Raw genomic sequence first — 26,456 nt, forward strand, 5'->3', positions numbered from 1 at the left:
ATATATTATGGATTTAAAAAAATCGACGCTCCGTTATCAACGACTACTTATAACAGAAATGCAATAGATGCTCCAACAAACAACATTTATGAAGCAATTTCAGTTATTTCTAGAAGAGCAGAGCAAATTAATTCTGAAATTAAAAAGGAATTAATTGAAAAGCTTGAAGAGTTTGCTACTTACAATGATAGTTTAGAAGAAATTTTTGAAAACAAAGAACAAATTGAAGTTTCTAAGTTTTACGAAAAATTACCTAAACCTCATGCGCTAGCAGTTCAAGAATGGTTAGATGACAAAATCTACCACAGAAATACAGAGCAAGATAAAAAAGACTAAAACTATGTCTATATTAAGTGGCAAAAACATACTATTAGGCGTCAGTGCTGGTATTGCTGCTTATAAGACTGCTCCATTAGTCAGAGCATTTATAAAAGCAGGTGCCAACGTAAAAGTCGTTATGACACCTGCTTCTAAAGATTTTGTTACTCCGTTAACATTATCTACACTATCTAAAAATCCTGTTCATTCAACATTTACTAACGATGATGATGACAATGCTATGTGGAATAACCATGTAGAATTAGGACTTTGGGCAGATTATTTTGTGGTTGCTCCTGCAACCGCAAATACATTGTCAAAAATGGCAAATGGTACTTGTGACAATCTTTTATTAGCAACCTATTTATCGGCAAAATGTAAAGTGTATTTTGCACCAGCAATGGATTTGGATATGTATATTCATCCATCGTCAGTACATTCTTTTGAAACACTTAAAAGCTACGGTAATGTTATGATTCCTGCTACTTCAGGAGAATTAGCTAGTGGACTTGTTGGTCAAGGTCGTATGGCAGAACCAGAAGATATTGTTTCATTTATAGAAAAAGATATCATTAACGGTTTGCCTTTAAAAAGCAAAACCGTTTTAATAACAGCAGGACCAACCTATGAAGCTATAGATCCTGTAAGATTTATTGGTAATCATTCCTCTGGTAAAATGGGGTTTGAAATTGCAAAAGTAGCAGCTAATTTAGGAGCAAATGTTGTTTTAATTTCTGGTCCAACGCATCAAACGGTTAATCATAACTTAATTAAAGTTATTCCTGTGGTAAGTGCACAACAAATGTATGACGCTGTTCACCTTCATTTTAAAAATTCAGATATTGCTATCTTGTCTGCTGCGGTTGCAGACTACAGATCAAAAAATATAGCGACTCAAAAAATAAAAAAGAAAACTTCAACGTTAACTTTAGAGTTAGAAAAAACAAAAGATATTTTAGCCTCTTTAGGTCAAATTAAAACGAAGCAGTTTCTTGTAGGCTTTGCTTTAGAAACTAATAACGAGCTTGAACACGCAAAATTGAAGCTTAAAAAGAAGAATTTAGATTTAATTGTTTTAAATTCGTTAAACGATAAAGGTGCAGGATTTAAGTCTGATACTAATAAGGTAACTCTAATTAATAAAAACGAAGAAGCTACTGTTTACCAGTTAAAATCTAAAGCAGAAGTTGCTAAAGACCTTTTTAATACTATAATAAATACACTAAATGCGTAATTTTTTATTCTTATTTTTATTTTGTTTTAGTATTTCAATCAATGCACAAGAGTTAAATGCTACTGTTGTAGTTAATGCACAGCAAACAGGTGATGAAAACTTACAACAATTTAAAACACTTGAAAAACAACTAAAAGAATTTATATCTAATACACAATGGACAGATATAAAGGTTAAACCTCAAGAGCGTATAGATTGTAATTTTGTAATAAATATTAGTGAGTATTCGGGTAATAACTACAAAGCAACATTACAAATACAATCTTCAAGACCCGTTTTTGGTTCAAGTTATACAACTCCAGTATATAATATTAACGATAAAAATTTTACGTTTGAGTATATCGAGTTTCAAAATCTTATTTATAACAAAACACAGTATGCCTCTAATTTAATATCTGTTTTAGCTTTTCATGTTAATATGATTTTAGGTATGGATGCAGAAACCTTCAAAAAACAAGGCGGTAGTAAGTATTTTGAACAGGCACAAAACATTGTTAACTTTTCTCAACAAGAAAATTATGCAGGATGGAAGTTATCAGATGGTTTGCAAAGTAGATTTGCTTTAATAGACAATTTATTATCACCAACTTTTAAAGAATTTAGAACCGTTTTATATGATTATCATAGACTAGGATTGGATGCTATGAGTGATAATCAAAAAGAGGCTAAAAACAAAATAGCATCTAGTTTGTCTTATTTCAAGGATATGAATAGAAGACGCCCAAACTCGTATTTATTACGTGTGTTTTTTGATGCTAAAGCAGAAGAAATAGAACAAATTTTTTCTGATGGTCCAAGTGTTGATATTGCAGACTTAATAGAAACACTTAATAAAGTGGCACCAATACACTCTTCTAAATGGAGAAATATAAAATTTTAGACTTAAATTATTTTCATTCTTAAAAAGCGAAAAACCAAGACTTTTCACTTTTTAATTTTCAACTTTTCACTTTAAGAATGCTTACAGGATTAACAATAAAAAACTACGCATTAATAGATCAACTTCAGGTTAACTTTAACGATGGGTTTACCATTATTACAGGAGAAACTGGAGCAGGAAAATCCATATTATTAGGAGGTCTTTCTTTAATTTTAGGTAAACGAGCTGATTTGTCAAGTTTACGTAACCCAGAAAATAAGTGTATTATTGAAGCAACTTTTGATATTTCAAAATATAAACTTAAAACGTTATTTAAAGATCAAGATTTAGATTACGAAACGCAGACAATAATAAGACGTGAAATTTTACCATCAGGAAAATCTAGAGCCTTCGTAAACGATTCGCCTGTAAATTTATCTAGCCTTCAAGCATTAGGAGAACAATTAATAGATATACACTCTCAGCATGAAACCATGCGATTAGTTAATGATGCTTTTCAATTTCAGGTGATTGATGCTTTGGCAAAAACCGACACTAATCTGTTGACTTATGCTACTTATTTAAAACAACACAAAGTTTTAAAAAAGGAATTAAAACAATTATTGCAGTTTCAAGCTGAGGCGACTAAAGAACACGATTACAATTCGTTTTTATTAAACGAATTAGTAGTAGCTAACCTAAAAGAAGATGAGTTAGAAACTTTAGAAGAAGAATATGAATTATTAAGCAACGTAGAAAGTATTCAGCTTAAACTAGAGGAAGCTAACGCACTTTTAAATGAAGAACAAACAGGTATTTTAACATCTTTAAGAGAAGTTAAAACAGCATTACAAAAATTAGCAACAATATCCTCTAGCTACCAAGGTATTCTTGATAGAGTAACAAGTAGTTTGATTGATCTAGACGATGTTTTAGTCGATATAGAACGATTTGAAGGTAACTTAGATGCAGATCCTAATAGGTTAGAAGTGGTTAGTGGTAAACTAACTACATTAAATAATTTGTTACAAAAACATTTAGTTAAAACAGTTTCTGAACTGATTATTATCAGAGATGATTTATCTAAAAAAGTAGAAGCTACAGAAAATGCTGATCAAGATATTTTAGCTAAAGAAAATGAAATTGCTGCAATAGAAAAGATTTTAAATGCTGAAGCTAAACAAATTACAGATAAACGTAATAAGGCTATTCCAGAATTAAAAAAACAATTAGAAGCTATTTTAAGTCAACTAGGCATGCCAAATGCCCAATTTGATATTAGTTTGCAAGCTTCTGAAACATATTTAAATAACGGTAAGGATAATTTAAACTTCTTATTTTCTGCTAATAAAGGTGGGCAATTTAATATTCTTAAAAAAGCTGCTTCAGGTGGTGAGTTGTCTAGAATTATGTTAGCTATAAAATCTATTTTATCTAAATACGTCAAATTACCAACTATTATGTTTGACGAGATTGATACTGGTGTATCTGGAGAAATTTCTAATAAAATGGCAGATATTATGTCCCAAATGAGTACTAAAATGCAAGTTTTTAGTATTACACATTTACCTCAAATAGCAGCAAAAGGGAATACCCATTATAAAGTGTACAAAAAAGATGTTAATGAGGTAACAACAACTAATCTTATTAAGTTAAATCATGATGATCGTGTTGTTGAGCTTGCACAAATGTTAGGTGGAAGCCAGCTATCAGATTCGGCAATTGCACATGCCAAACAATTATTAAATTAGAGGCTTAATTTCCGCGAAAGCGAAATAAAAACATATTAAATACTATCTTTGAAAGATATTAAAATAAACTAACAACTTAACTGATAAACTATAAGTTATGTCATACAATTTATTAAAAGGAAAAAGAGGAATTATATTTGGAGCATTAGACGAAAACTCTATTGCTTGGAAAACTGCCGAACGTGTTCATGAAGAAGGAGGTACGTTTGTTTTAACCAATGCACCTGTTGCAATGCGTATGGGACAAATAAATGCTTTAGCAGAAAAAACTGGATCGCAGATTATACCTGCAGATGCAACAAGTGAAGAAGATTTACAAAATCTTGTTGAAAAATCTATGGAGATTTTAGGAGGTAAAATAGACTTTGTATTACATTCTATTGGTATGTCAATTAATGTTAGAAAAGGAAAGCATTACACCGATCAAAATTATGCTTGGACGCAAAAAGGTACAGACGTATCTGCAATGTCTTTTCATAAAACAATGCAGACTTTATACAAACAAGATGCAATGAATGAATGGGGAAGTATCGTAGCTTTAACATATATGGCTGCACAACGTGTCTTTCCTGATTATAACGATATGGCAGATAATAAAGCCTATTTAGAAAGTATAGCTCGTAGTTTTGGTTACTTTTTTGGAAGAGACAAAAAAGTACGTGTAAATACAATTTCACAATCACCAACGCCAACTACTGCAGGTAGTGGAGTCAAAGGTTTTGATGGGTTTATCGCTTACGCGGAAAAAATGTCGCCTTTAGGTAATGCAACAGCTTTAGATTGTGCTAACTACACAGTGTCATTATTTAGTGACTTAACCAAACGTGTAACGCTACAAAACTTATTTCACGATGGAGGTTTTAGTAATATGGGAGTTAGTGATGCTGTTATGAATGCATTTGTAGAAGGTCAAGATAAGTAATAGCTTATATATTAAGTATTTAAAAGCCTTACAGTTTTGTAAGGCTTTTTTTGTCTCATATTTTGTAATTTACTGATTGCTAGTCGTGTGTATAATCCTACAGCTTTTAATATTAAAGTAACTTTTAGATAACGGTATTTTAACCCTTCTTTTTTGCGTTTTGTCGATTTGATAACTTATAAGCTTTGTCGTTGTCATTATTTCAATACTTTTAAAGGATGATTAATTTATTACTAACTTATACTAAGATTTAATATGAAAAAAACTACTTTACTACTTTTTGCTATGTTTGCGTTTATTTGGCAATCTCAAGCACAATATGAATCTGATGATTCCTGTACCACAGCTTTTGAAGATATTAGTACAACATATGACACTGAATTTAGTGTCACAGACGATTCTGAGCATAATTTTATTTTACCATTTAGCTTTACTATGGATGGCGTGTCTTCCTCAGATTTAAGAATAGGGACGAATGGAGGAATTTTATTTGATGCAACTTCTGGTAATGTGTTAGTCACATCATCACCTACTGCTCAAGGATTTTATCCTTTTTCAGATGATTTAGATATACAAACAAATGATAAAATTTATGTTCAAACTTTAGGAACAGCTCCAAATAGAAGAACAATAATTCAATATCAAGATAAGGCTCATAATAATTTTACTACTGGAGGTATTACTTTTCAAGTGGTACTTTATGAAACTTTAAACGAAATTGCATTTGTTTATCAAGATATTGTTTTTGGTGATTTAGATTATGACAATGGAGTTTCGGCAGGAATTACAGTTGTTGGAGCAAATGGTGCTTATGTTTATTCTAACGAAATGGATATTTCAGGAGTGACATGTATATATTGGTCAGTACCTAGTTGTATTTTTCCATCAAATTTAGATGCAACAGCTATTACCCCTACTCAAGCAGAACTAAGTTGGGTTGAAGGAGGAACAGCCTCATTATATAATTTAGAAGTTGTAGAAGAAGGTACTCCAGCGACTGAAGTAGCCACAGATACTGGTGTTACTAATTCGTTTATAAAAAGTGGATTAATGCCTTCAACTTCTTATGAGTTTTATGTGCAAGCAGATTGTACAGGTGGAGATTTAAGTGAATGGGTTGGACCATTTACATTTACAACTACAGAAACTTGTCCAACACCTACAACTTTAACAGCTACAAATATTACAGAAACAACTGCAGATTTAGGATGGTCTGAAAATGGTTCAGCTACTTTATGGGATGTTGAAATAGTAGATGTAACAGCAGGTGGAACTTTTACAGGAACAGCTACAGATACAGGTGTTGCTAATTCATTTATAAAGAATGGATTATCACCTTCAACATCTTATGAGTTTTATGTGCAAGCAGATTGTACAGGTGGAGATTTAAGTGAATGGGCTGGACCATTCTCTTTTTCTACAGCTTGTGAAATAGTTTCTACATTTCCATGGACGGAAGATTTTGAAACAACAACAGAATCAAATTTACCAATTTGTTTTTCTGAAAACAACAACAATGGTGATACAGACTTTTGGAAGAGTTATGGTTTATATGGAGTAGGAGGAAGTAGGTCTGTAGGATTATATACAGATTTTAATAACGGTAATAATGATGATTATTTAATTTTACCTCAGTTCACTTTAACTGGAACAGAAAGATTAAAATATAATGTAAGAGCTAGAAGTACAAATGAACCAAACGATTATAAAGTCGTAATTTCAACTACAGGAAATGCGCCAGCAGATTTTTCTACAGATTTATTAGGTTTAACTACAGTATCAAGTACAACACACACTGAGGAAATTATTGACTTAAGTGCTTATTCAGGTAATGTATATATTGCTATTCATGTACCAGATGGAGGTTTAGATGGGTATTATATTTATTTTGATGATTTTATTGTAGAAGAAATTCCTGCTTGTTTAGAACCTTCAATATTAACAGCCACAAACATTACAGATTCTGGTGCAGAGTTAGGTTGGACAGAAAATGGCTCAGCGACTTCTTGGAATGTTGAAATAGTAAATGTAACAGCAGGAGGAACCTTTACTGGAACAGCTACAGCTATTGGAATTACAAATCCATATTCAGCTACGGGATTAACCGAAACTAATGATTATGAATTTTATGTGCAAGCAGATTGTGGTTCTCAAGGCTTATCTGCTTGGTCAGGTCCATTTGCATTTTCAACTGTAGAAACTTGTCCAACCCCTACATCTTTAACTGCTACAAATATTACAGAAACAACTGCAGATTTAGGATGGTCTGAAAATGGTTCTGCTACTTTATGGAATGTTGAAATAGTAGATTTAACAGCAGGAGGAACCCAAACGATGACAGCTACTACTGTGGCAACTTCAAATCCATTTATGGCTACAGGTTTAGTAGGTGATAATAATTACTCTTACTATGTACAAGCAGATTGTGGTGGTGGAGAGTTATCAGACTGGGCTGGGCCTTTTACTTTTTCTACAGCTTATGTAGCTGTTCCAGCAGATTGTACATCAGGTATTTATTTAGATGAAGGAGGTAATTCTGGTTCATACTCATCAAGTAGTAATGAAACTACAACTATTATGCCTGATATGGCAGGTAATGCTGTAACTATTACATTTACATATGTAGATATTGAGGTTAATAATTTTGGTGGAGGATGTTATGATTCCATTACTATCTATAATGGTCCAGATGCAACTTATCCTGTTTTAGCACAGTCAGTTTGTGGTGAAGAAAGTGGAGATGGAGATATTTCAGACACTCCTTTAAGTATAGGAGATTCATTTACGTCTACAGATGCTTCAGGAGCTTTAACAATAGTATTTACTTCTGATAGTATTGTACAAGAAACTGGCTGGTCAGCAGATGTAACATGTAGTGCTTTATTATCTACTACTGACTTTGAAAAAGAATCATTATTTACCTACTATCCAAACCCAGTAAGTAATAGTTTAAACTTAAAAGCTCAAAAAGAGATTTCAAATGTTAGTGTTTATAATATGTTAGGTCAAGAAGTTTACAGAAACTCACCAAACAGTTTTAATAACACTGTAGATATGGCTAATTTAGATTCAGGTGCATACTTTGTTAAAGTAACAATTAATGATGCTACTGAAACAATTAAAATTATTAAGAACTAACCTTAATTTTTAATACCATTAAAAGCCACCTTTAGAGGTGGCTTTTTTTATATGATTAACTTACATTTGTGATATGAAACTACATTTTTCTTTTATTATTCCAGTTTATAATCGTCCTAATGAAATAGAAGAGCTTTTATTAAGTTTTTCAAAATTAGATACAGTGGTTGATTATGAGATTGTAATAGTAGAAGACGGTTCTTCTATTACAGCTAAAGATGTAGTCAGAAAATATTCCGATACATTAGATATATCCTACTATTTTAAATCTAATTCTGGTCCAGGTGATTCTAGAAATTATGGAATGCAAAAAGCTAAAGGGAATTATTTTATAATTTTAGATAGTGATTGTTTATTACCTAAAGACTATTTAACTCAAGTTGAAAATAGTTTAAAACAAGATTTTGTAGATTGTTTTGGTGGACCAGATAGTGCACATCAATCATTTACTAATCTTCAAAAAGCTATTGATTTTAGTATGACATCTATATTAACAACAGGCGGAATTAGAGGTAGTAAAAAAAGTTTAGATAAGTTTCAGCCAAGAAGTTTCAATATGGGATTGTCTAAACAAGCTTTTGAGGCTACTAATGGTTTTGGAAACATACATCCAGGAGAAGATCCAGATTTATCCATTAGATTATGGGATTTAGGGTACAGGACTAAGTTAATTCCGGAAGCTTATGTGTATCATAAAAGACGCATTTCTTGGTCTAAATTTTATAAGCAAGTTAATAAATTTGGTTCAGTAAGACCAATATTAAATAAATGGCATCCTCAAACTAAAAAGATTACTTATTGGTTTCCTACGGTGTTTTGTTTTAGTGTTTTAATAGCTTTATTATTGACTCTGTTTAATGTTTATTGGCCAATTTATATGGTAATAGGATACTTTATAATGATATTTATTTCAGCTTTAGCTAAAACAAAAAGTTTAATTATAGCGGTTCAGTCCATAATAGCAGTATCCATTCAGTTTTTAGGTTATGGTTATGGTTTTTTTAAATCAACAATAATGTTAACTTTAAAAAAAGAAACTCCAGAACAACTTTTTCCACATTTGTTTTTCAAGAATTAAATGAAACAAAATATTAAACATAAAATTTCAGGATTGTTTAGAAGTAGAAAACTAAACGTTTTTTTACTATTTTTTGTATTATCATTTTCCATATTAATTTTAACAAAACTATCTAAATCTTATACAGCTACTATTCCGTTTGAAGTTAATCCAATTAATGTAGACGATACTTTTGTGGTTTTAAATAAAGACCAATTAAAACTTAACGTCACAATGGAAACCTATGGTTTTAACTGGCTTAGATACGCTATTAATACACCAAAGTTAGATGTAGATTTTAATACAGATGTAGTAAAAATAGATTCTTCTTTAATATGGAGTGTTTCAAGAGGTTTTTCAAATATCAATAATCAGTTTAACAAACAAAAAAAATCATAAGTATAAATCCTGATACCTTATTGTTTAAGTATGATATAAATAACATAAAGTTTGTACCAATACAGTTAAATACAACTATTGATTTTGTAGAAGGATATAACACATTAGAAACCTTTAAAGCATCACCTGATAGTGTAAAGTTGATCGGTCCAAAAACAATACTTGATAATGTAAAAGTTATTAATACTGAAGCTTTAGTTTTAAATGATGTCAAATCCGATGTAAACACATCATTGTTGTTAAAATTAGATAGTCTAGGAAATCAAGTAAAAACTAATGTTAAGCAAGTTGCTTTTAACTTAAAAGTTTCTAAATTTTCAGAAGGTGTAGTCCAACTTCCAATTGAAATTTTAAATAGTCCTAAAGGAAAGCGTATAAACTATTTTCCCAAGCAAATTTCAATTAGTTATGCAACCAGTTTAGAGAATTTCAATAATATCAAAGCCACAGATTTTAAAATTATATGTGATTATAAAGAGGCTATTGATGATGCCTTTTTAACACCAATAATAGTAAAGCAACCTGAAGGTGTTAAAAATGTAAGATTATTACAACAAAAAATTGAGTTTATTATAAAACAATGACACCAAAAATTATAGGTTTAACAGGAGGTATAGGTAGTGGTAAAACTACAGTCGCTAATTTTTTTAAAACTTTAGGCGTCCCAATATATATAGCAGATACTGAAGCTAAAGCTTTGATGAATCGTTCTAAAATAATCAAAAGAAAATTAATTAAGTTATTTGGAGAACAAGCCTATATAGATGATAAACTTAATAGACCGTTTATTGCAAGTCAAATTTTTAATAACCAAGATTTATTGCAACAAATGAATGCTATAGTACATCCTAAAGTAGCAAAGCATTTTGCAAATTGGGTAAAAAAGCAAAGCACTGCTTACGTTATTAGCGAAGCTGCTATACTTTTTGAAAACGGAACCTATAAAAAATATGACTACATTATTACTGTAGTAGCACCAAAAGAGGTGAGATTAAAACGTGTGTTAAAACGGGATAACTCTATTAAAGAAAAAGTTGAAGCTATTATGAATAATCAATGGTCGGATAATCAAAAAATCGAATTATCAGATTTTGTAATTAATAACACAAGCCTAGAAACTACAAAGCTTGAGGTAGGAAAAGTCCACAAAAAAATCTTAAAAAGAATAACAAATCCTTAAAAATTAACGTTTTTGTTAATGTAAGGTTAAAAGCAAGGTTTTGTTAATGTTAAAATCTTAATTTTGGCTGATGAATAAAAGGATTTTTCTTGTATTGGTCATTTTAATGAGCTGCTCTCTAATTGGTATTATTTTAGTGCAAGCTTATTATATCAATAATTCTCTAGAGAATACTGAAAAGCAATTTAACTTTAATGTTAAAAAAGCTTTAAGCTATGTTTCTCAAACAGTTGAGAATGAGGAAAAAGAAGACTACCTACAAAAATTTAATGATTTATTAAGTACAGGTAACATTAACGTTAATGATACTACAGCAATAATAAATATTTATTTAAAAGAAGATAGTCCAGAAACCAACGAAACTATTATTTACAGAAACGGTATTTTAGAAGAAAACTTTAAGGTATCGTCATCGCTCTTTGACATAGGTTTAGATAGTTTAAACGTCCGAAGAATTTTGCAAAAGCGTGAAACTGAAACAATAGAAAACAACTCGATTGATGGTAGTAAAAACCTATCGACAATGCTTTCTAAATTAAGTAAAGTTAATGAAACAACTCACCTTGCTTTTGAGTCAGTTTACAAAGACAAAGCCTACTTAAAACCAATACATAAGCGTGTTACAGTTGAAAAAGTTGATAGACTTTTAGCATTAAAACTGATAGAGGATGACATTAATATTGATTATGAGTTTGCCATATATAGCAATGATTTAGCAACAAAAGTTAAAACCGAAAACTTTGAGCTTCCGCAAAACAAAGCCTCCACTTTTAGTGTTCCTTTTTTTACAACAAAAACGATAATAGCAACTATAGGCTTCTAGTAAATTTTCCGGAACGTAATAAATTTATATTATCATCTGTGTTAACCATGTTAACATTGTCAATAATTTTCACTTTAATTATTATAATAGCTTATTCAAGTGCATTATATCAATTAATCAGACAACGTCAAATCTCACAGATTAAAACAGATTTTATAAATAACATGACTCATGAGTTTAAAACACCAATAGCTACAATAAATTTGGCGTTAGACTCGATTAAAAATCCTAAAATAATAGACGATAAAGAAAAGGTCTTGCGCTATTTAGGAATGATTAAAGATGAAAACAAACGTATGCATGCTCAAGTAGAAAATGTATTAAGAATATCTAAACTTGAAAAAAATGAACTAAATATTAGTAAGGAACCACTAGAGCTTAACGACTTAGTAGAAGACGCTATAACTCATGTGGAGCTAATAGTAGAAGATAGAGGAGGTCACATTGAGACTAACATCAATGCTGAAAAGTCTTCTGTATTAGCTAACGAAACCCATTTTACCAATGTTTTAGTTAATGTTTTGGATAATGCCATCAAGTATTCTCCAGAAGCACCAAAAATTATTGTTACAACTGAGTTAGCAGGAAACAATATTTTAGTACATATTAAAGACCACGGAAGTGGTATGAGTAAAACCGCTCAAAAACGTGTTTTTGAAAAATTTTATAGAGAACACACAGGGAATATACACAACGTAAAGGGTCATGGTTTAGGCTTAGCTTACGTTAAAAGAATCGTAGAAGACCATCATGGTCATATATCAGTAGAAAGTGAAAAAGAAAAAGGAAGTACTTTTACAATAAAGCTTCCGTTAATCTCGTAACATTATGGAAGAACAATTAAAGAGAATATTATTAGTCGAAGACGATCCAAATTTTGGAACCGTTTTAAAAGATTATTTATCAATGAATGATTACGAAGTAACTCATGCTAAAAATGGTATGGAAGGCTTTGAAAAATTTAAACGTGGTGATTTTGATCTATGTATCTTAGATGTCATGATGCCATATAAAGATGGATTTACTTTAGCTAAAGAAATTAGAGAGAAAAACGCAGATATTCCAATCGTATTTTTAACAGCAAAAGCGATGAAGGAAGATGTGCTAAAAGGTTATAAAGTTGGTGCCGACGACTATTTAAATAAGCCATTTGATAGTGAAGTCTTACTAATGAAAATAAAAGCAATCATGCAACGTAAAGCTAACGATACTGTTGCAGATAGCAAACAATTTGAATTTAAAATTGGTGGTTTTGATTTAAACTCAAAACTTAGATTTTTAACTTACAATGGAGGAGAGCAAGTTAAATTATCTCCTAAAGAAAACGAATTATTACGTATGTTAGCATTACATGAAAACGATTTAATGCCTCGTGAGTTAGCGTTAACAAAAATATGGAGAGATGATAATTACTTTACATCTAGAAGTATGGACGTTTATATTGCTAAGCTTAGAAAGTATTTAAAATTAGATCCAAATGTAGAAATTTTAAACATCCATGGTGAAGGTTTTAGATTAGTCGTAAATCAAGATGCTTAAACAAGGTATATTATATTAAAAAATCCAGCTATTCAGCTGGATTTTTTTGTTTATAATAGTTTCTATTTTAGAAGAAATAGTTTCAATAGGTGTAAGGTAGTCAAACCATAATGTCTCTTGTTTTTTTCTAAACCAAGTTAGTTGTCTTTTAGCAAAACGACGAGAATTTTTCTTTATTTCAGAAATAGCAAAGTCTAAAGTCCATGTGTTTTCTAAATATTTAAACACTTCTTTATATCCAACCGTATTTAAGCTATTTAGGTTTTTGTAAGGTAGTAATGCTTTTACTTCATCTAATAAACCATTATCAATCATAATATCCACACGTTCATTTATGCGGTTGTAAATAATTTCTCTATCTGCCTCTAGACCTATGGTTATGGTTGTAAATGGTCGTTTGTTTTTATCTTTATTTAAAAAAGAGGAATAAGGTTGTCCACTACCAATACAGATTTCTAAAGCTCTAATTACGCGTTGTGGATTGTCTATAGCTATGGTATTATAGGCTATTGGGTCTAAGGTTTTTAATTTTAGTTGAAGTATTTCAAGTCCTTCGGTTTCTAATTGAGTATTTAATTCTGTTCTTATAGTTTTATCTACTTCAGGAAAATAATCCAATCCTTTTGTAACTGCATCAACATACAAACCAGAACCGCCTACCATAATTACAATATCGTTTGTTTGATGAAGATTTTGTATACAGCTTATAGCTTCTTTTTCAAAAGTTCCAACATTGTAATCTTCAGTAATTGATCTGTTGTGTATAAAATGATGTTTAGCAGCAGCTAGTTCTTGATTTGTAGGAGCAGCAGTACCAATACTCATTTCTTTAAAAAACTGTCTTGAATCTGCTGAAACTATTTCAGTATTAAAATAATTGGCTAATTTAATGCTAAGTGCAGTTTTACCAATAGCAGTTGGTCCAACAATAGATATTAAATACTTGTTAGTGTGTTTCACTTTAAAAGGTCTTAGATAGATTTAATGTAAGTTGTTTCCGCAGACTTTACAAAAATAAGCATCATCATCATGGTTGTTTTCATGACAATTAGAACAACGTTGTGTGTTTAGATTAATTTTTGGTTCTGTAGTTTTTAACTTTTCATCATCAGATTTTTTCAAGTTTCTAGAATATTCAGCAGATACAATTCCGGTAGGAACTGCTATAATACCATATCCTAAAATCATGATTATTGTTGTTATAAATTGCCCTAAAGCAGTTTGTGGTGCAATGTCTCCAAAACCAACAGTTGTAAGGGTTACAATACACCAATAGACACTTTTAGGGATGTTAGTAAAGCCATTTTCTTCGCCTTCTACAAGATACATAATGGTTCCAAAAATGACAGAGGATACTAATACAGCAAATAAAAAGACAAATATTTTTACACGACTAGCAACAATAGAATCCCTTAATTGATTATAGGCACCTAAATATCTAGCTAATTTTAAAATTCTGAAAACACGTAATAGTCTTAAAGCTCTTAAAGTTACTAATGCATGAGAGCCAACAAAAATAAATGAGATATACATTGGTATTGTGGATAATAAATCTAAAATACCATAAAAACTAAAAATATATTTAAAGGGTTTTTTTACAGTTATAATCCGTAAAATATATTCTATGCTAAAAAAAATAGTGATTATCCATTCTCCAATATAAAGTACATTGTGGTATTTAGCATCTATATTTCTAACACTTTCAAGCATTACTAGAACAATACTTGCAAATATTAGTACAAGTAATACAACATCAAATAATTTACCAGCAGGAGTGTCTGCTTCATAAATAATTTCATGAAGTTTTTCTTTCCAGGTCTTAGTTTGATTAGCTGTATTCATGGTGCAAAAATACTACAATTAGCGTAATAAATTATTGGCTATTTAATTCGATAATTTTTAAGCGCTTATTTTTACGCATATAACTTTGTATTATATGCTGTTGGTCTCTATTATTTTCCATTGGTGTGATAATAGATTCTAATATTTCTGGATTATTAATTTGATGATTTAAATTATAAAAACCAAAGCCTTTAAATATTCCGTTTTGGATTAAAATTACACTTCGCTCGTTTACCTCACGACCTTGATCCACAATTATCATGTTTTTGTTTTTATAACTGTATTTGTCAATAAGCTGTTGTACACGTTTGTTGTAGTCTTCAGGAGATTCTTTTTGTATGCAAGCACCTTCGCAATTCTTTACTTCATATTGAAAACAACTTGTATTTGTTTTATATAAACCACTTAATTTTTGACATAAATTAAATTGTTCGACCATTTTTTCTAGAAAATGACGACCACTTTGTCGTGTATTAAATGTAGTAATATGCGGTTTACGTCCATCAGCTTTATCAATGGTTAAATTGATGTAACCATTATGATCTGTAAAACTGTATAAAGCATGTGTAAATTTGCTTTTACGTAAGGCTCTGTTTAAGATTGGTTTGTTTAGTTTAATCTCTTCACTTTCTTTTAAAAGCGCAACAAGCTCACTTCCTGTAGCTTCATAAGTTACATTAGTAACCTGAGCTTGTATTTTTTTAGATTTAGGAGTATGACCAATAAAATGTTGGTTTACCCTGTTTTTTATATTTTTACTTTTACCAATGTAAATGATATCTCCATCAGATTTGTGCATGTAATACACACCAGTTTTAGAAGGTAAACCATCTATTATGTCTATCAAACGAGGTTCCATTTGACGTTTAGGTTCTTTTCTAATCGAATCCTTTATAATCGTTTTTTTTGTGTCTTTGTTAAGTAATAATTTGAATAGCTTAACAGTAGCTAAAGCATCACCAGATGCACGATGTCTGTCTGTTACAGGTATACCTAAAGACCTAACTAATTTACCTAAACTGTAACTTGGCATATCAGGAATTAAATCTTTAGACAACTCTACAGTGCATAAAGTTTGACGTTCGTATTTAAAACCTAGACGTTTAAATTCTGTTTTTAAAATACGATAATCAAATTGTGCATTATGGGCTACCAAAATGGTGTCTTCGGTAATTTCTACAATACGTTTTGCTACCTCATAAAACTTTGGAGCATTACGTAACATTTTACTGTTAATACCTGTAAGATTAACGACAAAGGGTTGTATGTCACGTTCAGGATTAACAAGGCTTATAAATTGATCTACGACCTCATGACCATCATATTTATAGATAGCAATTTCTGTAATGCCTTCTTCATTAAATTTACCACCTGTGGTTTCTATGTCTACTATTGTGTAAATAAAAAGTTGATTTTAATTATAATTTCTTTTCCCAAATATACTACTTCCAACGCGAACCATTGTACTTCCACAATCTATTGCTAATAGATAATCACCACTCATTCCCATGCTAATAGTTTTTAGTTGGCAGTTATTGGTTTGTATAGTTTTAAGATTGTTAAAAGCTGTTTTTAATGTATTAAACTCTTTTTTAATTTGCTCTTGATTATCAGTAAAAGTAGCCATTCCCATGACACCTGTTAGTTTAATATTTGTTAATTCTGAAAATTGATCTGATTCAAGTAGTGCTAAAGCCTCTTTTTGTGTCATTCCAAATTTAGAATCTTCTGAAGCTATTTTAATTTGTAATAAGCAATTAATGCTTCTATCGTATTTTTTAGCTTGTTTATTAATTTCTTTTAAAAGTTTAAGGCTGTCTACACCATGAATTAAATCTACAAACTTAGCCATATACTTGACTTTATTTGTTTGTACGTGACCTATCATATGCCATTTAATGTCTTTTGGCATCTCTTGATATTTGTCTGCCATCTCTTGGATTTTATTTTCTCCAAAAATGCGTTGTCCAGCATCATAGGCTTCCATTAAATCACTTACAGGTTTTGTTTTTGAGACCGCAACCAACGTCACATGTTCTGGAATAGTTTGTTTTATAGTATTTAGGTTTTTTGTTATGCTCATTTTAAAGGTTGCCATCAATTAAAACATGATTTTTAGGTAGTTTAAATAAAGATTTTTTTAGTTTTTTCTTTTCTATTTCTGTAGCCATAATATTAACTGTAAATGCTGGTAATGTCATTTCTAACCTAAGGTAAATAGCCTTCATTAGGTTAACAATTTTGTTTTTATTTGAGACCAAACAATATTTATAATCATCTGGATCTAAAGCCAACTCGTTAGAGTAATAATAAGTTTTACTTCCATATTTATCTTTAACTATTAGTTTGTCACATACATAACCTAAAATGGTGTCTGTTTTCTTTTTAATTTTGTAAGAAAAATCATCGTTAGTTTTAATATTTGTTCTGTAATATTTTATAATATCAGATTTTATGTTGTCTTTAAAATAAATTAGTGTGTCTTTAGGACTATATAATTGATAACTCATAAAGTCTGAGTTGGTTTCTTCTAAATAAAAACCATCTTTAAAGTGTGTTTTTACATCTGTACCCATTAATTGTTTGAGTTCTTGCACATCTAATTCAGTACTTTTAATAGTATAATTCATTTTATAGGTAACAGTACCTTCAAATTCTTGAGAATATAGTAGAATAGATGCTAATAAGGTACATATGGTGATTACTTGCTTCATTTTTTTTAGTTTTAAAACTCATAAATAGTGACACCACTTCTAATTTTTGGTTCTATGTAAGTACTTTTTGGAGGCATTGTAAGTCCGTCGTCTGCAATTTGTTTCATTTGCTGAATAGTTGCAGGAATCATACCAAAACCAACAGTATATGCTTTACTGTCCACTTTACTTTTTAAGTTTACTATATCCTTTTTTCCGCTAAGGTAATGTATGCGATCATCGTTACGTAAATCTGTGATACCAAGGATTGGTTTAAGTATAGTTTTATACAATAATTGTGCATCCAATTGATCTAGAGAGGTGTTAAATTGATAATTAGTTTTTCTTAAATACAACGAGTAAAATTCGCCATCCAAATACATACTAAAATGATGTGCTTTTGATGGTTGATAAGGAGTGATGCCTCTGTTTTCGATACGATACATGGTATCAAGTTGTATCAAAAACTCCTCTTTAGTTAATCCGTTTAAGTCTTTTACCAAACGATTAAATTCATGAATGCGTAATTCAGATTCAGAGATTAAATAACTCATAAAAAAGTTATAACTTTCTTCTCCTGTATGATTTTTATTCTCATTTTTTAATGCTTCACATAATAACTGTGATGATGATGACCTGTGATGTCCATCTGCGATGTAAAGTGTGTTGGTTTTATCAAATGTTTCGGCTATAGCCTTGATATCTTCTTCTTTATCTATTAACCATAAATAATGAGTGTCTCTATAAGTTGTAGTAAACTCAAATTCTGCTCGTTCTTTTTGTTTTTCTGTAATTATATTTTCTAAGGTGTTATTATCAGGATAGGTTAATAATACAGGTTCTGCGTTAAAGCCTACAGTTTTTAGATAGTCTTTAAAAACTGTTTCGCGAGAAGCGATAGTGTCCTCATGTTTTTTAATAATATTATTGTTATAATCCTCTACACTTGCTGCTGCAACAATACCGTTAAATACCTGATGATCTCTGTCAACTATCTTATAAATGTAAAAACAGGGTTTTTTATCTTGAATAAATACACCATCTTCTTTAAATTCTAAATATCTGTTTTTTACTAAATTATAGCGTGCTTCACCAGAGATTTCTTTATCGTATTTATAACCAGGATTTACAATATGCAAAAATGAAAACGGATTATGGTCCAAACGTGCTTCTCTTTCTGGTTGTGTATAGCTTTGATACGATCTTGAAGCCACTAAACTTACTTTGTCTCTAGTTGGTCTTACAGCTTTGAATGGTAAAATTTTAGTCATGTTTAAAATATACAAAAGAATAGTATCAAAAAAGGCATAAGTTAGTATGTGTCTTATGCCTTTTTTTAAGTGTTATATAAACTGTTTAGAAACGTGTTCTGCTTTTCTGCTTTCAGAATAATCATAAAAACCTTCGCCAGATTTCACACCTAGTTTTCCTGCTTGAACCATATTTACTAACAGTGGGCAAGGTGCATATTTAGGGTTTTTAAATCCGTCGTACATAACGTTTAATATTGATAAACAAACGTCTAAACCAATAAAATCTGCTAATTGTAATGGACCCATTGGATGTGCCATACCTAACTTCATGACTGTATCAATTTCTGAGACTCCAGCAACACCATTGTATAACGTTTCAATAGACTCATTAATCATTGGCATTAAAATACGGTTAGCCACAAAACCAGGGTAATCATTAACTTCAGTTGGTGTTTTACCTAACGTTTTAGACAGTTCCATGATGGTTTTAGTTACCTCATCACTAGTGTTATAACCACGAATAATCTCTACTAATTTCATGATTGGTACAGGATTCATAAAATGCATACCTATCACTTTTTCAGGTCTTGAAGTTGCAGCTCCAATTTGTGTGATTGAAATAGAAGAAGTATTAGTTGCTAAAATAGTGTCTTGACTACAAGCTTCATCTAATTGTTTAAATATTTTTAATTTTAGATCAATATTTTCGGTAGCAGCTTCAACTACTAAATTGACCTCTTTAACTCCAGATTCAATACTAGTAAAAGTCGTTATGTTATCAAGTGTAGTATTTTTATCAGCTTCAGTAATTTTTTGCTTAGCAACCATACGATCTAAGTTTTTAGCTATGGTATCCATTCCTTTTTTTAATGAAGCTTCGCTAATATCGATTAATTGTACTTTAAATCCTGATTGTGCAAATGTATGAGCAATACCATTACCCATTGTTCCTGCACCTATAACTGCTATATTTTTCATTTTATATACTGTTTTATTTAATCACTAATAATGTAAGTGAGTTGTTGTTGTTTTATAAATGTTAAACCTAATTGTTCTTTTAAATTAGCTTTAAAAGTTGCTAAGTCTTTAATTTTTGTATCATAATTTATTACAGCTCTGTTATTTGTACTGTAACAATTGATGTCAAATCTTTCTTTTATTAGTTTTGAAAATTTGACTAACGAGACGTGTTGTAGCGATATAGAATCTTTTGATTTATAGATTCTGGTTTGTTTATTATTTGCATAATGTTTGTACAACTTAGTCGAGTCTGATATAGTAAGCTCAAAAAAATCTTGATTTTTTAAACTACTTTTAAGCGATAATTGATTAACTATTTGGTCCAAAACTTCTTTTTGAACCGCTTTAGTGTTATTATCTACTGTTAAAGACACTTGAAGTGGTAGGTCATATAAATCTTGATTTTGAAAGTGAACCGTTATCGTTTCGTCTTTAAAAATGGTACTAACAAGCTCGTTAAATTTAATGTTTTCAGCGTTTATACTAAATGGTTCTGCCGATATTTTATTGGTAAAATCATCATGGTTAATAGACGCTTTTTGTACAGATAATGTATAATTACTTGCTGTTATTTCCTTTTGTTTAGTATCCTTTTTACAGGATGCTAATACACTTAACAGCAAAAAGAATATAACGTACTTCATATACTAAAACTGATCAATAATCATGGTTGCTACACGTAAGGCTTCAGTACCATCATGTAATGTTACTATTGGTGTTGTGTTGTTATTTATAGCATCAGCAAAGGTTTCTAGCTCGTCTAAAATAGCATTGTTAGCAGACACGTCAGGATTATCAAAATAGATTTGTTTTTTAACCCCTTCAGCATTTTGTAAAACCATATCAAAATCGCCAGGATTTTCTGGAGCATCTTTCATTTTTACAACCTCACATTTTTTCTCTAAGAAGTCTACAGAAATATAGGCATCACGTTGAAAAAAACGAGTTTTACGCATGTTTTTTAGTGATATTCTGCTGGCAGTTAAATTAGCCACACAACCATTTACAAACTCGATACGAGCATTTGCAATATCAGGTGTGTCACTGATGACTGAAACTCCGCTTGCAGATACATTTTTCACTTTAGATTGCACAACACTTAAAATAACGTCAATGTCATGAATCATTAAGTCTAACACCACAGGTACATCAGTACCACGAGGATTAAACTCGGCTAGACGATGTGCTTCAATAAACATTGGACTGTCTAATTGGTCTTTAACTGCAGTAAATGCAGGATTAAAACGCTCGACATGACCAACCTGACCTTTCACACCATATTCGGCAACTAAAGCTCTTAAAGCTTCGGCTTCTTGTACAGTATTGGTAATAGGTTTTTCGACAAAAATATGTTTGCCTTTAGATATGGCTTGTTTAGCACAATTGTAGTGCGATAGAGTAGGAGTGACAATGTCCACCACATCTACAGCTTCAATTAATGCTTCAATAGTATCAAAGTATTTATAACCAAACTCGGCCTCAACCTGTTTAGCATTATCAGGATTAGCGTCATAAAATCCTACTAAATCAAATTTTTCAGATTGGTTTAATAATCTAAGATGAATTTTTCCAAGGTGACCAGCACCTAATACACCAGCTTTAAGCATAAGTTATTACGTTTTCAACAAAAATAAGTTTTTTTGAACAGTATTTTATATGAAATTACTAATTATATAATCCAAGTGAAACAAAATTATAAATTGAAAGAAAATCCTTTTCAGCTTTAAATTTTTGAAGTAATTTTATGCTCTAAACTAACTGCTACCATTGAAAGATACTTTTAAACATAAAGGCTTACGTCAGCAACTTGTTGCTGTTTTGAAAAACAAAGGCATAACTAATAGTGCTGTTTTATCTGCTATTGGCAAGATACCAAGACACTTATTTATGGATTCTAGCTTTTTAGATCATGCGTATCAAGACAAAGCGTTTCCTATTGCAGCAGACCAAACGATATCACAACCTTATACTGTTGCTTTTCAAACCGAATTGATGCAAGTTGAACGTGGTGATAAAGTTCTAGAAATTGGTACAGGTAGTGGCTATCAAACAGCTGTATTATGTGAACTTGGAGCTAGAGTTTATAGTATTGAAAGACAACAAGAATTGTTTAAAATTACCAGTCGTTTTTTACCTAAGTTAGGTTACAGACCTAAAAGTTTAATTTTTGGTGATGGTTATAAAGGTATGCGTGAAGAAGCCCCTTTTAAAAGTATAATAGTTACTGCTGGAGCCCCTTTTGTACCCAATGCTTTATTAGCACAGTTAGCTATTGGAGGTCGTTTGGTAATTCCTGTAGGAGACGATGTGCAAATCATGACTCTGTTTGTAAGAACAGGTCAAACCGATTTTGAAAAAACAGAATTTGGTGAGTTTAGATTTGTACCACTTCTAGAGGATAAGAATTAGTAATCAATAATTGTTTAAGAGTGCTTCTCTAAAGTCTTTGTTGTAAAGTGTTGCTATTAAAAAATTGTTTAACTGCAAGCTAAGGTTTTGAAACTCTGAATTGGTTAGGTTATTAAAAAACATAGCAAGTTGTGTCGTGTTTCCTTTTTTGTCTGTTGCATAAAACGCTTGTGTTAATACAAAAGCTGTAGATCCGCCTTTAAATCCAGCATGTTTTAGGTTAATTTGATTGCCTTTATTTTGCATCATAGATTCCATTATTGGATCTAAATACTGGTAGATTTTTGCTGAAAAAGTACTTTTATTGTTTAGCTTTTTCATTAATGTAGCATATGCTTTAGTTGTTGAAGCCTGCAAATTATCACTCCATATTTTTTGAATAGGCATACTTAAATCTCCAACATCATTTTTATAATTAACATCAGTATTTAATTTTTGATGTATTTTGTTTGTTAATGCAATATAGTCTGATGCTGATACTGTTTTTAAAGCTTGTTGTAATGATTGGTTATTTAAGTTTTTAGAGACTTCTTTACCTACAAATAAGGACGATACCATGTAATATATAGGTGTATGATTAGTTAAGTTTAATTTTTGTAATTGTGTGTTGATGTTGTTTAAACCTAGTTTTTGTTGCAACCATTCGGTATTAGCATTAGAGCTAAACATTATCATCCCTTTAGCAATTTCTTTTATAGAAATTTTATTATCATCAATTTTATTTGAGATGTAATTAAGCCAATTATTGTGTGCGTTACCATCTGTGTTTGGTATGTAATATTTATTTAATTCGGATAGGTTAATTAATTCATTAGCATCAATAGTTTTATTGGCTGCTTGGTGTGCATATTCTATGGCGATAATAATTTTTACTGTACTTGCTAAAGGTTGTAATCTGTTTTCGTTTTTGTTAATTAAAACAGAATCGTTTCTTATAACTGTTATAGCGCCTTTATCAGGATTGTTTTTAATAAAGTCTAAAATAAATTTAGGATTAGGTTGTTGTCTTTTTTTAGTTACAAAACCTGTTAAGACAAAGCCGATAACAATTACTATAATAATGGTTACTATTTTATTCATTTAAAACCTTTTTATTATAAGTCTAACTACTTGACTAAAAGTTACACTAAAACCAAAATCTAAGGTGGTGATTTTAGGTTTACTGGTTTTCATAATCATGTACAAATGTAATGTGAGTGCTGCTAGCCATTAGGTTAGGGTTTGTCCCTTCAATACCTTCTGGTATTGGTTGGTTGCGTGCTTTGTAATATTTAACCCAACTAGTCATAGGTTGTCCAGAACTATCGTTAAAAGTCATTGGGTGTGTAAGAAAAGGAATAGAATCTTGAGGTATGTTTTGAGTTGAAAACATTTTATACACTAACTCTGAGCAATAATAGGATGTGTCATCCCATAAAAATATATCGTCATAAGGAATGTTAACTCTAGCAATACCATAATCTATTGCTTTTTTTAGATAAGGTTTGTAATAATTGTCTAGTCTTGCTACTGTGGTTTGAGATTTGTTGAGCTTGTTTTTATTTCTTTCTAAAAATTGAGCGATTGGTGTTATGCAAACGCCTTGTTTTGGTATTGCTTCTACAACAAACCATTGGTTATCTTTTTGCATGGCTATACCTACATGAGAATAGTTTTTGGCAGCAGCAGTTGCAGTAACGTCTTTTATAGCATTATCAATCTCGTCAGATCCTGTGTTTTGAAACAGTAAATCTCCCTCTTTAAGTTTAAAAGTAGTCTTTGTATGGTTACTACAATTTGTCAGAACGAGTAGACCTAAAAGTATAAATGAGGTTTGTTTTATTAATTGGGTCATATATAGGTTGTGTTTCAATAAAAGTAAAATTAATAAAATGAGAATTATGAACAATTAGTTAGCGGGTTACCACATAACCATTTACTTTCAATCCAACCAATAGAGTTGTTGTGTTCAATTTGAACCCAATCTCCACAAATATCTTTTATCTTTAATTGAACGACTTCTTCTTTAATGATTGTCATAATTTCACCATCTATAGGTCTTTCTAGAATATTTAAGTGTTGTCCTGAATAATTTCTAGTATCTACAGCTATTACAGAGCCATGAATCCAACCTTCATCATTGGGTATTATAACCTCATTTTCCATTCCCATTATTGGGTTTTTAATTTTAAACCAACCATTTTTAGCCTCTGTGACAGTTATGATATAATCATGATTTAAATCATCTACTATTAATTTAGTAATTATTTCACCATTTGGTTTGTTTCTAATATTTGTACCAGATGTATCAGGATCGTCTAAATACACTCTAATCTGTTTAGCAAAACACTCTGTAGTATTATGTTTTTTAGAGATATCAATCTTTTGCTTATTATAAAAACTGGTTTTAATGTTTGAAGCAATTAATTTCTCTTTATTAGTTTGATTGTTTTTACAAGCTAACAAAAGAAGTATGACGCAGGTGTGGATTATTATTTTTTTCATTTTAATTAATATTCTATTTATATTGATATATTGAAAGTTGCGCTAATTTATTGCTTTTCTATTATGTCATTATCATATTTTACCTCTTTAATAAGTTTGCCTTTTTGATCATAAAACTTCCAAGCGCCTGTTTTATAGTTTTTATTGTATTGTCCGGTTGTAATCACAATACTATCTTTTTGTGTGTAACTTGTAAAGCGACCTGTTATTTTCTGATCTTCATCATAAAACCCTGAGTGAAGCACAACGTTATCATTTTTTTTACCGCTATATCTGTTACCTTCGGCTTCAGAGTCTTCTGCAGTATGTATAAACGGTCCTGTCTTTTTGTTATTTACATAGGTGTCTTGCCAAAATATAGTACCATCTTTATTATATCTAGTTTGTGTACCGTGTTTTTTTCCGTTAGAGAAGTAATTAGCGTCTTTTAAGATGCCGTCATAATTAAATTCTTCTTGTAGACCTTCAAGTTTGTTATTTAATAGTCTCACAATTTTAATACTCTTTCCAGTATTAGTTTTGTAAGTTTTTTGATTGATAGTGCCTTTTGCAGATGGTATGTCTTTGGTTTCGATATTATGAGGTATACCATCTTCATAGGTGTACGTTTTTGATATTTTTCCAGTGTCTAGGTCGTATATATCTAAAGTACCATTACTTTCTTTTAAAGTCCCATATTCTATTTGTGTGCCTTTATTATTGTAAAACTCTAGTACGTTATATATTTTTCCGTTTTTGTACTGTAAAACTTTATGTAACTTTTTGTTAGTAAAGTAGGTTTTAGAGTTCCCTTGTTTCTTTCCGTTTATATAGTTTATGGTACTGGAAATATTTCCGTTTTTATGGTATGTAGTATATAGGCCATCTATTTTATTGTCTTTGTAAAATAGTGTTATCTCTAAGTTCCCTTGTTTATTGTAATGTTGCCATTTTCCTTGTTTTTTTCGGGTAGATCCATAATATGAGCTCTTATTTGATGTAGAAAAAGGACCTTTTGCACTTACTGTTCCGTTTTTATAATATAGGATGACTTCTCCAACTTCTTTATTACCATTAGTATACAGTGTATCTTTTGTATAGATAAATTTTTGGTTTGGGTTGTTATCTTGGTCAAAATAGGTTTCAAGGATGGCTTTACCATATTTGGGATGGTCTACCTTTTTTGTTGTTGTTTGCTGTGCTTTAACAGAAATTATACTTGTAAAGAGTATTAAAATTATAAGTATTTTGTTTTTCATTTTTTACTTGTTTATAACGCCTATCAAATATGATTCTGTTTTAAGGAATTATATCTTAATCTAACGACATATGTTAATTACAATTACACAGTAAATTTATAATATTAAACGTCTATTATTAGTGTATTAGCATATAATATTTTTTTATTAAAAAAGCTTGTGCTATACGGTTATGTGTATGATTTTGTTCTGTGGTTTTAGAACTAAAATTAGTAAGGTGATTATAGATAGAACATCCAAGAGGGTATTAGTAAATAAGTTAGGATTAGGCTACTACATTATACAAGCCAAAATGTT

At 30.5% G+C, this 26,456-nt stretch carries 25 protein-coding genes and 1 pseudogene; 13 read left to right on the forward strand and 13 right to left on the reverse strand.

What is annotated here, in order from left to right; all coding sequences use genetic code 11:
- The 12 genes and pseudogenes from AC0L4B_RS10400 (at nt 1) to AC0L4B_RS10455 (ending at nt 13,220) form a co-directional block, all read left to right on the forward strand.
- Nucleotides 1-336: a DNA-directed RNA polymerase subunit omega gene (locus tag AC0L4B_RS10400; RefSeq protein ID WP_473439431.1), complete on the forward strand. Its 336-nt coding sequence runs from the start codon at nt 1-3 to the stop codon at nt 334-336.
- A 4-nt stretch (nt 337-340) separates the two neighbouring features.
- A complete protein-coding gene (gene coaBC, locus AC0L4B_RS10405) occupies nt 341-1,552 on the forward strand; it encodes a bifunctional phosphopantothenoylcysteine decarboxylase/phosphopantothenate--cysteine ligase CoaBC (protein ID WP_473436843.1) in 1,212 nt (403 codons plus the stop codon).
- Complete coding sequence (gene porD / locus AC0L4B_RS10410; protein ID WP_473436844.1) at nt 1,545-2,432, forward strand: type IX secretion system protein PorD; 888 nt, start codon at nt 1,545-1,547, stop codon at nt 2,430-2,432. Before coaBC ends, porD begins: the two co-directional genes overlap by 8 nt.
- A 77-nt stretch (nt 2,433-2,509) precedes the next feature.
- The gene (gene recN / locus AC0L4B_RS10415; RefSeq protein WP_473436845.1) at nt 2,510-4,162 is read left to right on the forward strand and encodes a DNA repair protein RecN; all 1,653 of its coding nucleotides are present in this window, start codon (nt 2,510-2,512) and stop codon (nt 4,160-4,162) included.
- 97 nt (nt 4,163-4,259) lie between these two features.
- Nucleotides 4,260-5,084, forward strand: a complete 825-nt coding sequence (locus AC0L4B_RS10420; RefSeq protein WP_028291410.1) for an enoyl-ACP reductase FabI — start codon at nt 4,260-4,262, stop codon at nt 5,082-5,084.
- 255 nt (nt 5,085-5,339) lie between these two features.
- Nucleotides 5,340-8,222, forward strand: coding sequence for a fibronectin type III domain-containing protein (locus AC0L4B_RS10425; RefSeq protein ID WP_473436846.1), 2,883 nt, complete (start codon nt 5,340-5,342; stop codon nt 8,220-8,222).
- Nucleotides 8,223-8,295: 73 nt separating this feature from the next.
- Nucleotides 8,296-9,300 (forward strand): glycosyltransferase family 2 protein, encoded by a 1,005-nt coding sequence (locus AC0L4B_RS10430; protein WP_473436847.1) that lies wholly within the window; start codon nt 8,296-8,298, stop codon nt 9,298-9,300.
- Nucleotides 9,301-9,678 (forward strand): hypothetical protein, encoded by a 378-nt coding sequence (locus AC0L4B_RS10435; RefSeq protein ID WP_473436848.1) that lies wholly within the window; start codon nt 9,301-9,303, stop codon nt 9,676-9,678.
- A gap of 20 nt (nt 9,679-9,698) precedes the next feature.
- A complete protein-coding gene (locus tag AC0L4B_RS10440) occupies nt 9,699-10,262 on the forward strand; it encodes a CdaR family protein (RefSeq protein ID WP_473436849.1) in 564 nt (187 codons plus the stop codon).
- Entirely contained in the window at nt 10,259-10,858 is a 600-nt protein-coding gene (gene coaE, locus AC0L4B_RS10445; protein ID WP_473436850.1) for a dephospho-CoA kinase, read from the forward strand. Before AC0L4B_RS10440 ends, coaE begins: the two co-directional genes overlap by 4 nt.
- Before the next feature lie 70 nt (nt 10,859-10,928).
- A pseudogene (locus AC0L4B_RS10450) lies at nt 10,929-12,505 on the forward strand (sensor histidine kinase).
- A 4-nt stretch (nt 12,506-12,509) separates the two neighbouring features.
- Nucleotides 12,510-13,220 carry a response regulator transcription factor gene (locus AC0L4B_RS10455; protein WP_028291416.1) on the forward strand — a complete coding sequence of 237 codons (711 nt, stop codon included), beginning with the start codon at nt 12,510-12,512 and terminating at the stop codon, nt 13,218-13,220.
- Between the two features lie 15 nt (nt 13,221-13,235).
- Here AC0L4B_RS10455 and miaA read toward each other — a convergent pair whose 3' ends face one another.
- The 9 genes from miaA to AC0L4B_RS10500 all read right to left on the reverse strand — a co-directional run bounded on the left by miaA (nt 13,236) and on the right by AC0L4B_RS10500 (nt 21,635).
- Nucleotides 13,236-14,180 (reverse strand): tRNA (adenosine(37)-N6)-dimethylallyltransferase MiaA, encoded by a 945-nt coding sequence (miaA, locus tag AC0L4B_RS10460; RefSeq protein ID WP_473436851.1) that lies wholly within the window; start codon nt 14,178-14,180, stop codon nt 13,236-13,238.
- 21 nt (nt 14,181-14,201) lie between these two features.
- Nucleotides 14,202-15,062: an ion transporter gene (locus AC0L4B_RS10465; protein WP_473436852.1), complete on the reverse strand. Its 861-nt coding sequence runs from the start codon at nt 15,060-15,062 to the stop codon at nt 14,202-14,204.
- 31 nt (nt 15,063-15,093) lie between these two features.
- Nucleotides 15,094-16,464: an exonuclease domain-containing protein gene (locus AC0L4B_RS10470; RefSeq protein ID WP_473439432.1), complete on the reverse strand. Its 1,371-nt coding sequence runs from the start codon at nt 16,462-16,464 to the stop codon at nt 15,094-15,096.
- Nucleotides 16,465-16,476: 12 nt separating this feature from the next.
- Nucleotides 16,477-17,145: a YggS family pyridoxal phosphate-dependent enzyme gene (locus AC0L4B_RS10475; RefSeq protein WP_473436853.1), complete on the reverse strand. Its 669-nt coding sequence runs from the start codon at nt 17,143-17,145 to the stop codon at nt 16,477-16,479.
- A 1-nt stretch (nt 17,146) separates the two neighbouring features.
- The gene (locus AC0L4B_RS10480; protein ID WP_473436854.1) at nt 17,147-17,776 is read right to left on the reverse strand and encodes a hypothetical protein; all 630 of its coding nucleotides are present in this window, start codon (nt 17,774-17,776) and stop codon (nt 17,147-17,149) included.
- Between the two features lie 11 nt (nt 17,777-17,787).
- Nucleotides 17,788-19,026, reverse strand: a complete 1,239-nt coding sequence (locus AC0L4B_RS10485; RefSeq protein ID WP_473436855.1) for a DUF1015 domain-containing protein — start codon at nt 19,024-19,026, stop codon at nt 17,788-17,790.
- A gap of 72 nt (nt 19,027-19,098) precedes the next feature.
- A complete protein-coding gene (locus AC0L4B_RS10490) occupies nt 19,099-19,986 on the reverse strand; it encodes a 3-hydroxyacyl-CoA dehydrogenase family protein (RefSeq protein WP_473436856.1) in 888 nt (295 codons plus the stop codon).
- A gap of 17 nt (nt 19,987-20,003) precedes the next feature.
- Nucleotides 20,004-20,672 (reverse strand): hypothetical protein, encoded by a 669-nt coding sequence (locus AC0L4B_RS10495; RefSeq protein ID WP_473436857.1) that lies wholly within the window; start codon nt 20,670-20,672, stop codon nt 20,004-20,006.
- Between the two features lie 3 nt (nt 20,673-20,675).
- Nucleotides 20,676-21,635, reverse strand: a complete 960-nt coding sequence (locus AC0L4B_RS10500) for a Gfo/Idh/MocA family protein (protein ID WP_473436858.1) — start codon at nt 21,633-21,635, stop codon at nt 20,676-20,678.
- Between the two features lie 160 nt (nt 21,636-21,795).
- Here AC0L4B_RS10500 and AC0L4B_RS10505 point away from each other — a divergent pair, with 160 nt between their 5' ends.
- Nucleotides 21,796-22,437: a protein-L-isoaspartate(D-aspartate) O-methyltransferase gene (locus tag AC0L4B_RS10505; protein WP_473436859.1), complete on the forward strand. Its 642-nt coding sequence runs from the start codon at nt 21,796-21,798 to the stop codon at nt 22,435-22,437.
- Nucleotides 22,438-22,440: 3 nt separating this feature from the next.
- On the opposite strand, the gene AC0L4B_RS10510 is transcribed toward AC0L4B_RS10505, so the two are convergent.
- The 4 genes from AC0L4B_RS10510 to AC0L4B_RS10525 form a co-directional block, all read right to left on the reverse strand.
- Nucleotides 22,441-23,517, reverse strand: a complete 1,077-nt coding sequence (locus tag AC0L4B_RS10510) for a serine hydrolase (protein WP_473436860.1) — start codon at nt 23,515-23,517, stop codon at nt 22,441-22,443.
- A 79-nt stretch (nt 23,518-23,596) separates the two neighbouring features.
- Nucleotides 23,597-24,271, reverse strand: coding sequence for a YiiX/YebB-like N1pC/P60 family cysteine hydrolase (locus AC0L4B_RS10515; RefSeq protein ID WP_473436861.1), 675 nt, complete (start codon nt 24,269-24,271; stop codon nt 23,597-23,599).
- A gap of 44 nt (nt 24,272-24,315) precedes the next feature.
- A complete protein-coding gene (locus AC0L4B_RS10520; RefSeq protein WP_473436862.1) occupies nt 24,316-24,921 on the reverse strand; it encodes an SH3 domain-containing protein in 606 nt (201 codons plus the stop codon).
- 47 nt (nt 24,922-24,968) lie between these two features.
- A complete protein-coding gene (locus AC0L4B_RS10525) occupies nt 24,969-26,159 on the reverse strand; it encodes a toxin-antitoxin system YwqK family antitoxin (RefSeq protein WP_473436863.1) in 1,191 nt (396 codons plus the stop codon).
- Between the last annotated feature and the right edge of the window lie 297 nt (nt 26,160-26,456).

Source organism: Olleya sp. NP1-10 (assembly GCF_055804415.1).